Genomic DNA, 12,403 nt, shown 5'->3' with positions numbered 1-12,403 from the left:
CCGCCCCGGCCCGCCGCCGGGCGCCCGGCCGGGCCCGCGCCCCGGCCCGCCGTCGCCGCCGGAGCCCGCCGAGGACCCCGGCGACGACCGGCATCCCGCCGTGGACGCCGCCGTGCGGGCGATGGCCAACGCCGCGACGCTCGCCCCGGCCGACCAGATCGCGCAGTACGAGGCGGCGTACGAGACGCTGCGGGAGACCCTCGCCACCATCGACCAGGCCTGACCGACCGGAGAAGAACCACGCATGGCACGTCGTAACCGGCTGGACGCCGAACTCGTCCGCCGCGGCCTGGCCCGCTCCCGGGAACAGGCCGCCGCGCTGGTGGAGGCCGGCCGGGTCCAGCTGCGCGGCGTGCCGGCCCGCAAGCCCGCCGCGATGGTCGACCCCGCCGATCCGCTCCTGGTCACCGGCGAGGACCCCAGCTCGGAGTACGTCTCCCGGGGCGGGCACAAGCTGGCCGGCGCGCTGGCCGCCTTCGCTCCGGGCGGGCTGACGGTGGCTGGCCGGCGGTGCCTGGACGCGGGCGCCTCCACGGGCGGCTTCACGGACGTGCTGCTGCGCGCCGACGCGGCGGAGGTGGTCGCGGTCGACGTCGGCTACGGGCAGCTCGCCTGGCCGCTGCGCAACGACTCCCGCGTGCGGGTCTTCGAGCGCACCAACGTCCGTACGCTGACGCCGGAGGTCATCGACGGGCCGGTCGACCTCACGGTCGCCGACCTGTCGTTCATCTCGCTGCGGCTGGTGCTGCCGGCGCTGGCCGGCTGCACCCGGCCCGACGGCGACCTCGCGCTGATGGTGAAGCCGCAGTTCGAGGTCGGCAAGGAGCGGGTCGGGACCGGCGGGGTGGTCCGCGACCCGCTGCTGCGGGCGGAGGCCGTGCTCGACGTGGCCGCCGCGGCGGCCCGCCTCGACCTCGGCCTGGCCGACGTGGCCGCGAGCCCGCTGCCGGGGCCGAGCGGCAACGTCGAGTTCTTCGTATGGTTACGCCGGGGCGCACCGCCGGCCGACCCGGAGCGGGTGCGCGCGGTGGTGACCGCCGGGCCGGGTGGCCCGGCGCCGTCCGGCGACCAGCCGGACGCGGCGACGGAGGAGGTGGCCGGGTGAGTGAGCTGGCGAGCCCCGCGGTCGCGGGCGTGCCGCGCGGGAGTCGTGCGGGCGCGACGGGACGGCCGTCCCGGTGAGCCGCACGGCCCTGCTGGTGACGCACACCGGCCGCCGGCGCAGCACCGAGCACGCCCGCGCCGTCGCCGCCGACCTGACCTCCGCCGGCTTCGAGGTGCGGGTCGTGGCCGAGGAGGCCGACGACCTCGACCTGCCCGAGGTGGTCCCGGTGACGGGCCTGGAGGCGGCCGAGGGCGCGGAGATCGTCTTCGCGCTCGGCGGGGACGGCACCTTCCTGCGCGCGGCGGAGCTGGCCCGGCCGGCGAAGGTGCCGCTGCTCGGCATCAACCTCGGCAAGGTCGGCTTCCTCGCCGAGGCCGAGATCGACGACCTGGACAGCGCGGTACGCGACGTGGTCGAGCGCAACTACACCGTCGACGAGCGGCTCACCCTCGACGTGACCGCCGAGTTCGACGGCGGCCCGACCATCGAGTCCTGGGCGCTCAACGAGATCAGCGTCGAGAAGGGCGAGCGCGCCCAGATGCTGGAGCTGCTCGTCGACGTGGACGGCCGCCCGCTGTCCCGGTACGGCTGCGACGGGGTGGTCTGCGCGACCCCCACCGGCTCGACGGCGTACGCCTTCTCCGGCGGCGGGCCGGTGGTCTGGCCGGAGGTGGAGGCCCTGCTGCTGGTGCCGATCAGCGCGCACGCGCTGTTCAGCCGGCCGCTGGTCACCGCGCCCACGTCGACGTTCGCCATCACCGTCGACCCGTTCACCACCCTCGCGGTGATGTCCTGCGACGGCCGGCGGGTCTACGACCTGCCGCCCGGGGCGCGGGTCACCGTGCGGCGCGGCGCGCTGCCGGTACGCGTCGTGCGGCTGCGGGACCGCCCGTTCACCGACCGGCTGGTGGCGAAGTTCGACCTGCCCGTGCACGGCTGGCGCGGCAACCGCCGGTGACCGCGGGGCGGGCCGGCGTCCACCGGCCGTGCCCGGGCCGCCCCGGCGGCGCTGTCGGCGGGCGGACGCACCGACGCGGCCACGCCGGCTGGTCAACTGTCGGGGGCCGCGTCTACTGTCGGTTGCTGTGCTGGAAGAGCTGCGCATCACCGGACTGGGCGTCATCGAGGACACCACGCTGCCGCTGACCGGCGGCATGAACGTCATCACCGGCGAGACCGGTGCGGGCAAGACCATGGTGGTCACCGGCCTCGGCCTGCTCTTCGGGGGGCGTGCCGACGCCGGGCGGGTCCGCGCCCAGCCGGGCCGGGCGGTGGTCGAGGGCCGGCTGCGGCTCGAGGGCCGCGTCGCCGCCACCGTGCACGCGCGGATCACCGACGCGGGCGGCGAGCCCGACGAGGACGGCTCGGTGCTGCTGAGCCGCACCGTGACCGTGGAGGGCCGCTCCCGGGCGCACCTGGGCGGGCGGAGCATGCCGGTGTCGATGCTCGGCGAGGTGGGCGAGCAGGCGGTGGCGGTGCACGGCCAGTCCGACCAGCTGCGGCTGTTGCGGCCGGCCGAGCAGCGGGCCGCGCTGGACCGCTTCGCCGGCCCGGAGCACGAGAAGCTGCTCGACGCGCTGCGCGAGGCGTACGCCCGCTGGCGCGCGGTGGTCGACGACCTGACCGACCGGCGGCGCAACGCCCGCGAGCGCAACCAGGAGGCGGACCTGCTGCGCCTCGGCCTGGACGAGATCACCCGGGTCGACCCGCAGCCCGGTGAGGACGACGAGCTGAAGGCGGAGGCGCAGCGGCTGGAGCACGCCGAGGGGCTGCGCACCGCCGCGCAGGTGGCCCACCAGTGCGTGGCCGGCGGCGTGGAGGCGACCGACGAGACCCCGGACGCGGCGGCGCTGCTCGGCACCGCCCGCCGCACCCTGGAGGCGCAGGCCGGCACCGACCCGGCGCTGGGTGAGCTGGCGGGGCGGCTGGAGGAGGCGGCGACCCTCGTCACGGACGTCTCCGCCGAGCTGTCGGCCTACCTCGCCGCGCTGGACGCCGACCCGGCCCGGTTGCAGACCGTCTACGAGCGGCGGGCGGCGCTGCGCGCGCTCACCCGCAAGTACGCCGACGACGTCGACGGGGTGATCGCCTGGGCCGAGCGGGCCCGCACCCGGCTGTCCGACCTGGACACCTCCGACGACCTCCTGGACGAGCTGGACCGGGAGGCCTCCCGGCTGGCCGGTGAGGTGGCCGAGCTGGCCGGCCGGGTGTCGTCGTCGCGGCAGGAGGCGGCGACCCGCTTCGCCGAGCAGGTCACCATCGAGCTGGCTGGGCTGGCCATGCCGCACGCCCGGATCGAGGTGGCGGTGCTGCCCCGCACGGCCGGCCGCACCGAGCCGACCCTGCCGGTCAACGGCACCGAGGTCGGCGTCGGCCCGGACGGCGGCGACGAGGTCGAACTGCGCCTGCTGGCCCACCCGGGCGCGCCCTCGCTGCCGTTGCAGCGCGGCGCCTCCGGCGGTGAGCTGTCCCGGGTGATGCTCGCCATCGAGGTGGTCTTCGCCGGTTCGGGCGGGCCGCCCACGCTGGTCTTCGACGAGGTCGACGCCGGGGTCGGCGGCCAGGCCGCGGTGGAGATCGGCCGGCGCCTGGCCCGGCTGGCCCGCAGCCACCAGGTGCTGGTCGTCACCCACCTGCCGCAGGTGGCCGCGTTCGCCGACCGGCACCTGGTGGTGGCGAAGGACACGGGCGGGGCGGTCACCACGAGCGGGGTCCGGGTGGTGGAGGACACCGAGCGCGCGCGGGAGCTGGCCCGGATGCTCGCGGGTTTGCCGGACTCCGACCTGGGTATCGCGCACGCTGAGGAGCTTCTCGCCGTGGCGGCCCGGGAGAGGCGCCCGTGAGGTCGGCGATTGTGAGCACAGGCACACCGACCGGCGCGTTAGTGTGCTTCCCTGGGTAGGCGGCCCCTGCCCAGGCATGTCGCGACAGAATTGCCTGCCTCACATGCCAGGATGGTCACGATGCGTCTACCCACGTTGCGCCGGACCCGGAGCGCGGAACCGGGCAGGATCCTCGGCACCGCGCGCCTCGACCGCCGGACAAAACGCCTGGTCGGCCGGCTCCGCCCCGGCGACATCGCGGTCATCGACCACGTCGACCTCGACCGGGTGGCCGCCGACTCGCTCGTCGCCGTCGGTGTCGGCGCCGTGCTCAACGCGAAGCCCTCGGTCTCCGGCCGCTACCCCAACCTGGGCCCGGAGGTGCTGGTCGCCGCCGGCATCCCGCTCCTGGACGACCTGGGGGAGGGGGTCTTCGAGCGGATCCGCGAGGGCGACACCGTGCGGATCGAGGGCAACACCGTCTTCGTCGGCGACGAGCCGGTGGCGCACGGCAGCCTCCAGGACGCCGAGACGGTGGCCAAGTCGATGGCCGATGCCCGGGAGGGGCTCTCGGTCCAGTTGGAGGCGTTCGCCGCCAACACGATGGACTACCTCCGCCAGGAGCGCGACCTGCTCCTCGACGGCGTCGGCGTGCCCGAGATCCAGACCGAGATGCAGGGGCGGCACTGCCTGATCGTGGTGCGCGGCTACGACTACAAGGCCGACCTGGACGTGCTGCGTCCCTACATCCGCGAGTTCAAGCCGGTCCTGATCGGCGTGGACGGCGGCGCGGACGCGCTGGTGGAGGCCGGCTACACGCCCGACGTGATCATCGGCGACATGGACTCGGTCACCGACGACGTTCTGCGCTGCGGCGCCGAGGTGATCGTGCACGCCTACCCGGACGGCCGGGCGCCCGGCCTGGCCCGGGTCAACGGCCTCGGCGTCCCGGCGGTGACCTTCCCGGCGGCGGCGACCAGCGAGGACCTGGCCATGCTGCTGGCCGACGAGAAGGGCGCCTCGCTGCTGGTCGCGGTCGGCACCCACGCCACGCTCGTCGAGTTCCTCGACAAGGGCCGCGGCGGGATGGCCTCCACGTTCCTGACCCGGCTCAAGGTCGGCGGGAAGCTGGTCGACGCCAAGGGCGTGAGCCGGCTCTACCGGCAGAGCATCTCCGGGTCGTCGCTGCTGCTGCTGGTGCTCTCCGCGATCGCGGCGATGGCGTCGGCGGTGGCGGTCTCCACGGTCGGCAAGGCGTATTTGGGCGTGGTCTCCGAGTGGTGGAACAATTTCGTGTTCCAGCTTGAACAGCTTTTCTAGCGTCCCACCGATCAAGAGGCTGCAGGTGTGATCAACTTCCGGTACCACGTGGTGTCCCTGACCGCGGTCTTCCTCGCGCTGGCGATCGGCCTGGTGGTCGGCACCGCCGCCCTGAACGGCCCGGTGGCCGACTCGCTCAAGGAGAACGTCAACGGGCTGCGCAAGGACAACCAGCTGATGCGCCAGGCGGTCCAGAACATGGAGAAGGAGCTGGAGCTCGAGGAGGAGTTCGCGGCCCAGATCGCCGAGGTCGTCCTGCCCGGCACGCTGACCGGCAAGCGGGTGCTGGTGGTCAGCCTGCCCACGGGGCGCGACCACACCGAGGGCGTGGTCAAGATGCTCCAGCTCGCCGGGGCCCAGGTGACCGGTCGCATCGACCTGCAGGACAAGTTCATCAACCCGGACAACAACAACAACCTGCTGGAGCTGGCCGTCACCGCCGCGCGCCCCACCAGCGCGCCGACCGCCGGGCTGCCCGGCAACGGGCACGGGGTGGAGACGTCGACCGCGCTGCTGGCCAGCGTGCTGCTCGACCGGGCGCCCGGCGCGACCCCGGTCAGCGAGGCCGACCGGCGGGCGGTGCTGGCCGCGTACACCAACGCCAACTACCTGACCACGGAGGACCGGGTCACCGCGTCGGCGGAGGCCGTCGTCGTGGTCAGCGGGCAGCCGTACGTGGACAAGGACTCGGCGAAGAAGGACGAGTCGGTGCTCAAGGTCGCCGAGCAGTTCGACCGGACCGGGACGATCGTCGTGGGCGGCAACGGCTCGGCCGGCGGGAACCTGGTGGCCGCCGTGCGGAGCGACCCCGTGCTGGTGCAGACCATCTCCACCGTCGACAACGCCAACACCGTCCAGGGCCAGCTGGTCACCGCCCTCGCGTTGGTGCAGCAGGTCACCGAGAAGAAGGCCGGGCAGTACGGCGTCGCCGACAACGCCACCCTGCTGCCTAGACTGCCCCAGTGATGCGACGACGTACCCCGGTGTCCGGATCCAGCTTCGCCGACGTACGGCGGGAGGGAGACGCGTGAGTCTGCTCGGTCGACTGCTGATCGCCGGCGCGGGCGCCGCCGCCGCCCGGTACGCGCTGCGCGAGGTGCGCACCTCACCGGCCGGTCCCGCGCTCGACCGGACCAACTTCCGCGGTCGCACGGTGAGCCTGGCCGCCGGCCCCGCGCTCGCGGCCGGCGCGGCCGGGGTGGGCGCGTTCGGCGCCTCCAGCGGGCCGTCGGGCGCCGCGGCCCTGGTCGCCGGGGTGGGCGCCGGGGCCGTCGGGCTCTACGACGACGTGGTGGGGGCCCGGCCGGAGCAGAAGGCGGCCAAGGGCTTCGCCGGGCACCTGGCCGCGCTGCGCGAGGGCCGCGTCACCGCCGGGATGGTCAAGGTCGTCGGGGTGGGGGCCGCGGGCCTCGGTGCCGCCGCGCTGCTCGCCGCCGACCCCCGGGTCGCCGCGCACCGGCGCCGCCAGCGGCAGGGCCCGCTGGGCCGGGGCGTCGACGTGTTGCTCGGCGCGGGGGTCATCGCCGGCACGGCGAACCTGCTCAACCTGCTCGACCTGCGTCCCGGCCGGGCGCTGAAGTCCGGCCTCCTGCTCGGCGCGCCGCTGGCCGGCGGCCCGCACGGCGGGATCGCCGCCGGTGCCGTCGGCGCCGCCGCCGGGCTGCTCCCCGCCGACCTCGGCGAGGACGTGATGCTCGGCGACAGCGGCGCGAATGCGCTCGGCGCGCTGCTCGGCGTGGCGCTCGCCGCGCGTACCGGGCCGGTCGGGCGGGCCGGGCTGCTCGCCGTGCTCGCCGGGCTCACCGCGGCCAGCGAGAAGGTCAGCTTCACCCAGGTCATCCAGCGCACCCCGGGGCTGCGCGAGCTCGACGCACTGGGCCGGCGCGCCGACTGACGTGACGACCCCGGCACCCCTCGCCGGCGCCGGCCGTGTCGCCGGAGCGGCCGCGCTCATCGCCGTCCTCACCGTGGTCAGCCGGCTCGCCGGCTTCGGCCGTACCGCCGTCTTCACCTGGATCGTGCAGAAGAGCGACCTCGGCGGCATGTACGTGATCGCCAACACGGTCCCGAACATCATCTTCGAGATCGTGGCCGGCGGCGCGCTGGCGAGCCTGGTCGTACCGCTGCTGGCCGGGCCGGTCGCGGCCGGCGACCGGCGCGCGGTGGCCGCCACCACCGGGGCCCTGCTCACCTGGACGGTCACCCTGCTGGTGCCGCTGGCCGTCCTGGTGGCGGTGGCGGCCGGCCCGGTCGTGTCGCTGATGAGCGAGGGACGCTCGGAGGCGGAACTGGTGGCCGGCGCGCGGATGCTGCGGGTCTTCGCCCCGCAGTTGCCGCTCTACGGCATCGGCATCGTGCTCACCGGGGTGCTCCAGGCGCACCGCCGGTTCGCCTGGCCGGTGATCGCGCCGCTGCTGTCCAGCCTCACCGTGATCGTGGTGTACCTCGCCTTCGGCGGCGCCGAGGGACGAGGCGTGGGCGTCGCGCAGGTGAGGCCCGGCGGCGAGCTGATCCTCTCCGCCGGCACCACGCTGGGCGTGGTGGTGCTGTCGCTGTCGCTGCTGATCCCGCTGCGCCGGTTGGGCCTGCGCCCGCGCTTCGGCTACGCGTTCCCGCCCGACGCCCGGGCGCTGGTCGGCGGGTTGGCGATGGCCGGGGCGGTGACGGTCACCGCGCAGCAGCTCGCGCTCCTGGTGCTGCTCAGGCGGGTCTCCGGTGGGCCGACCGGTTCGCCGCAGGTGTTCAACCTGGCCCAGACCATGTACCTGCTGCCCTGGGCGGTGCTGGCGGTGCCGCTGGCGGTGGCGGCGTACCCGACGCTGGCGGCCGCCGCCACCGCGGGGCGGGACGAGGACTACCGGCGCACGCTCTCCTCGACGGTGCGCGGGGTGCTGCTGTTCAGCTGCCTCGGCGCCGCGGCCCTGGTCGGCACGGCCGCGCCGGTCGCCACGTTCTTCTACCCGGACGACCCGGGCTCCACCGCCGCCGGGATCGTCGGCTTCGCCCCCGGGCTGCTCGGCTACGGCCTCTTCGCGGTGCTCTCCCGCGCCCTCTACGCCCGGGGGGACACCCGCCCCGCCACCGTCGCGATCACCGCCGGCTGGCTGGCCGTGCCGGTGGCGGCGGTGCCGCTGGCGGCCCTGCTGCCGGTGGCCGACCGGGTGCTCGCGGTCGCCCTGGCCAACTCGGTCGGGATGGTGCTGCTCGGCGGCCTGCTGCTCGTCGCGGTGCGGCGCGCGGCCGGGCGTCCGGCGCTCGCCGGCGCGGCCCGGGCCGGCGCCGCCGGTCTGCTCGCCGGCACCCTGGCCGCGCTCGCCGGAACGGCCGTCGCCCGCTGGCTCGACACGGCCGCCGGCGGCACCCCGACGACACCCGGCGCACTCGTGCAGGGCATGCTGTCCGGAGCCCTGGTCGGCGTCGTGTTCCTTGCCGTCGTCTGGCTGGTCGACCGGCGGGACGTGACGCCGCTGCTCGCCGGGGTGCTCCGGCGGCTGGGCAGGACGGGCCGGCGTGGGCCGGCGGCCCCCGCCCAGGGGACGGGCGAGGGAGACATCCCCCCGGAACGGGGTGGCGGGAAGGAGACGGTGTCCCGGTGAGCGGGTGCAGGACGGGTGACCGGCCGACGGCGACCGACGAGCGGGGGTGGTCGCGGTGACGGCACCGGCACCGGTTCCCGGCTGGCGCGGCACGGTGGCCCTGCTGCTCGCCTCCAGCACCGGCGGCGTCGGGCAGCACGTCCGCTCGCTGGCCCGGGGCCTGACCGACGCGGGCGCCTCCGTGCTGGTCTGCGGGCCCGCCGCGACGCAGGAGCAGTTCGACTTCACGGGCGCCGGCGCCCGCTTCCTGCCGGTGGAGATCCCGGCCAGCCCGACCCCGGCCGACGCCCGGGCGGTGACCGCGCTGCGCCGGGCGCTCGCCGCCGAACCGGTCGACGTGCTGCACGCCCACGGCCTGCGGGCCGGGCTCGTCGCCGTGCTCGCCCGCCCGGCCGCCCCGCTCGTGGTCACCTGGCACAACGCGGTGCTCGCGGGCGGCCTGCGGGGCGGCGTGTCCCGCCTCGTCGAGCGGGTCGTCGCCCGGGGCGCCCGGGTGGCGCTCGGGGCCTCCGCCGACCTGGTCGAGCGCGCCGCGGCGCTGGGCGCGACGGACGCCCGGCTCGCCCCGGTCGCCGCGCCGGCACTGCCCGCGCCGCGTCGCCGCCGGGCCGCCGTCCGCGCCGAGTTCGGCGTCGGCCAGGACCGGCCGCTGATCCTCTCCGTCGGCCGGCTGCACCCGCAGAAGCGGTACGACGTGCTGGTCGACGCGGCCGCCCGGTGGCGTACGCGGAACCCGGCGCCGGTCGTGGTGATCGCCGGCAGCGGCCCCGCCTACCTGCCGCTGGCCGCCCGGATCTCCGCCGCCCGGGCCCCGGTGACCCTGCTCGGGCACCGTACCGACGTCGGCGACCTGCTCGCCGGGGCCGACCTGGCGGTGGTGACCAGCGACTGGGAGGCCCGTCAGCTCTTCGCGCAGGAGGCGATGCGGGCCGGCGTACCGCTGGTGGCGACGGCGGTCGGCGGGCTGCCGGAGCTGGTCGGCGACGCCGCGGCGCTGGTGCCGCCGGGGGACGTGGACGCCGTCGACGCGGCCGTGCGCGCCCTGCTCGACGACGAGGCCGCGCGGGCCGAGCTGGGGCGGCGCGGCGCCGCCCGGGCCGACGCCTGGCCCACCGAGGCCGACACCCTCGCCCAGCTGGCGGCGCTCTACGCCGAGCTGGTCCCGGACGGCGCCGGGCCGGCGGCTCCCGGCGCGGACGCCCCGTCGACGGGACGCCGGTGATGCGGCGCAGAATCGCCCCGATCCTGCTGACCCTCGTCGTGGTGGCGCTGGGCATCACCGCGCTGACGGCCCGTCCCGACCGGGCGGCGCCGGGGCGCACCGCCGACTTCGTGGTGCTGGTCGGGGTGGCCGGGCTGCGCTGGGAGGACGTCGACCCGCAGAGCACGCCGACGCTGTGGCGGATGGCCCAGGACGGCTCGATCGGCTCCCTGTCGGTCCGCTCCGCGCACCGGCCGACCTGTCCCGTGGACGGCTGGCTGACCCTCGGCGCCGGCAGCTACGCCGCCTGGAACGGCAGCCGGCAGGCCGGCGGCTGCCCGCCGGCCCAGGTGACACTCGAGCAGCCCGACGGCATCGGCGCGAACCTGCCCGACCAGGAGAGCGTCGTCCTGCACAACCAGGAGCGGCTGCCCTGGGGCACGGTGCCCGGCGCGCTGTCGGAGTCGGTGCGCTGTTCGGTGGCGGTCGGACCCGGCGCGGCCGTGGCCGCCGCCCGGCCGTTCGGCCGCGTCGACCGGTACGCCCCGGCGCTCCCGGCGGACCCGGCGGGCCTGCTCGGCTCCTGCGTGCTGAGCATCGTCGACCTCGGCACGGTGGCCGGTGAGGACCCGGCGGCCCGGGCCGCGCTGGCGCGGGAGGCGGACGCCCGCCTGGCCCGGGTGCTGGCCGCCCGGCCGCCCCGCTCGCTGGTGCTCGTCGCCGGGGTGTCCGACACCGACGCCCCGTCCCGGCTGCACGTCGCCGTCGCCGACGGCCCGGGCTGGGAACGCGGGTGGCTCACCTCGGCCAGCACCGGCCGCGAGGGCTACCTGCAACTGGTCGACCTCGCGCCGACGGCGCTCACCGCGCTGGGCCGGCCGATGCCGGAGCGGCCCTTCCTCGGCCGGCCGGCCGAGTCGGTCGGCGGTCGGCCGGCGGACCTCGCCGCCGCGATCGCCGAGCCCGCGGACGCCGACCGGGAGGCGGCCGCCCAGCACCGGGTGGCCGACTGGTTCTTCACCCTGCTGGCCGGCGCCCAGGTGCTGCTGGCCGTGGCGGTGCTGCCGCTGCTGCGCCGGGCCCGCCGGCACGCCGGCCCGTACGGCCCGGAGCCGGTGTCGCGGCGGGTGGTGGCGGTCGTGGAGCTGCTGCTGATCGCGGCGGCCCTCGCCGTGCCGGCGGCCCTGCTCGCCGACGCCGTGCCCTGGTGGCGCGGGGACCACGCCGGCGTGTACTTCGCCGGGGTGACCCTGCTGCTGCTGGTCGCCGCGACCGCCGTGGTGCGGCTCGCGCCGGGGTACGCGGGCAGCCTCGGCCCGCTCGGCGCGGTGGCCGGCCTGACCGCGTTGACCGTGGGGATGGACGTGCTCACCGGCGCCCGCCTCCAGCTCAACGGGGTGGTCGGCTACTCGGCCCTGGAGGGCGGCCGGTACGCCGGGCTGGGCACCGTCGGGCTCGGGGTGTTCCTGGCCGGCGCCCTGCTGAGCGCGGGATGGCTGGCCCAGCGGGTCCGCCGGTCCTGGCGGCCGCCGGTGATGGTGGCCGTCGGTGGCGCCGCCGTGCTGGTCGTCGGCAGCCCGTACCTGGGAGCCGACCCGATCGGCGCGATCGCGCTGACCGCCGGGCTGAGCGTCGCCGCGGCGATCAGCGCCGGCGGCTGGCTGACGATCAGCCGGCTGGCCTGGGCCACCATGGCCGGGCTCGCGCTGACCATCGGCTTCGCGGTGCTCGACCTGCGCCGGCCCCCCGCCGAGCGGGGCAGCCTCGGCCGGTTCCTGGCCGCCGTCGGCGACGGCACCGGCGGGCTCACCGTGCACCGGTCCAGCACGGCGAACTTCGAGACCCTGGTCAACAGCCCGCTGACCGTGCTGGCCCTGGCCGGCGCCCTGCTGGTCTGGTTCGCCCTGCTCCAGCCGTGGGGCGGGCTGAAGCGTTTGTTCGGCATCTACCCGGCGATGCGGGCGGCGATGGCCGGCACCGCCGTCGCCGCGGTGATCGGCGGGGTGCTGGGCGGCGACGCCCTGGACGTCGCCGGCGCGGCCGCCGCCCTGGTGGTGCCGATGGCGGCGCTGGCCGCGCTGCGGGTGCTCGACCACTCCACCGACCGCACGCTGCCCGACGCGGGCCGCCAGCGCGACGACGGGCCCGGCGGCACGGGCGACGGGTCGGGCGGCGACACCGGCGGGGGACCGGACGGCGAGGACCCGGACCGGCCGGCGCCGACCGGCGCGGGGGCGGACGCCGCCCGTACCCCGGATCCGGGCGCGGGACCGGCCGCGGCGCCGGCGCCCCCGGCCCCGCGCCGGCGCCGGGGGGGCCGGGCGGCGGGGCTCGCGGCGCCCCGTGGCCCCCCCGCGCA

Annotated in this window: 10 protein-coding genes; all 10 read left to right on the top strand. The window is 76.9% G+C overall.

Annotation, left to right across the window (positions count from 1 at the left end):
- On the top strand, nt 1-223 hold a 223-nt coding region (locus tag AB0G08_RS29310), incomplete at its 5' end, for a hypothetical protein (protein WP_358093951.1).
- Between the two features lie 21 nt (nt 224-244).
- Nucleotides 245-1,105 carry a TlyA family RNA methyltransferase gene (locus AB0G08_RS29305; protein WP_358093948.1) on the top strand — a complete coding sequence of 287 codons (861 nt, stop codon included), beginning with the start codon at nt 245-247 and terminating at the stop codon, nt 1,103-1,105.
- A gap of 73 nt (nt 1,106-1,178) precedes the next feature.
- Nucleotides 1,179-2,063, top strand: a complete 885-nt coding sequence (locus AB0G08_RS29300) for an NAD kinase (RefSeq protein WP_357883498.1) — start codon at nt 1,179-1,181, stop codon at nt 2,061-2,063.
- Nucleotides 2,064-2,190: 127 nt separating this feature from the next.
- A complete protein-coding gene (gene recN, locus AB0G08_RS29295; protein WP_358093945.1) occupies nt 2,191-3,948 on the top strand; it encodes a DNA repair protein RecN in 1,758 nt (585 codons plus the stop codon).
- Between the two features lie 120 nt (nt 3,949-4,068).
- The gene (steA, locus tag AB0G08_RS29290) at nt 4,069-5,247 is read left to right on the top strand and encodes a putative cytokinetic ring protein SteA (RefSeq protein ID WP_357883192.1); all 1,179 of its coding nucleotides are present in this window, start codon (nt 4,069-4,071) and stop codon (nt 5,245-5,247) included.
- Nucleotides 5,248-5,274: 27 nt separating this feature from the next.
- On the top strand, nt 5,275-6,213 hold the full coding sequence (locus AB0G08_RS29285) for a copper transporter (protein WP_358093942.1): 939 nt from the start codon (nt 5,275-5,277) through the stop codon (nt 6,211-6,213).
- Nucleotides 6,214-6,274: 61 nt separating this feature from the next.
- On the top strand, nt 6,275-7,141 hold the full coding sequence (locus AB0G08_RS29280; protein ID WP_358093939.1) for a hypothetical protein: 867 nt from the start codon (nt 6,275-6,277) through the stop codon (nt 7,139-7,141).
- Between the two features lies 1 nt (nt 7,142).
- Entirely contained in the window at nt 7,143-8,843 is a 1,701-nt protein-coding gene (locus AB0G08_RS29275; RefSeq protein ID WP_358093936.1) for a lipid II flippase MurJ, read from the top strand.
- 55 nt (nt 8,844-8,898) lie between these two features.
- Nucleotides 8,899-10,065, top strand: a complete 1,167-nt coding sequence (locus AB0G08_RS29270) for a glycosyltransferase family 4 protein (RefSeq protein WP_358093933.1) — start codon at nt 8,899-8,901, stop codon at nt 10,063-10,065.
- The coding region (locus tag AB0G08_RS29265) for a hypothetical protein (protein WP_358093930.1) at nt 10,065-12,403 on the top strand (2,339 nt) is incomplete at its 3' end. The genes AB0G08_RS29270 and AB0G08_RS29265, both read left to right, overlap by 1 nt.

The sequence above is a fragment of the Micromonospora sp. NPDC023644 genome (assembly GCF_040640115.1).
Classification (GTDB): domain Bacteria; phylum Actinomycetota; class Actinomycetes; order Mycobacteriales; family Micromonosporaceae; genus Micromonospora.
This window is presented reverse-complemented; position numbering and strand designations above follow the sequence as displayed.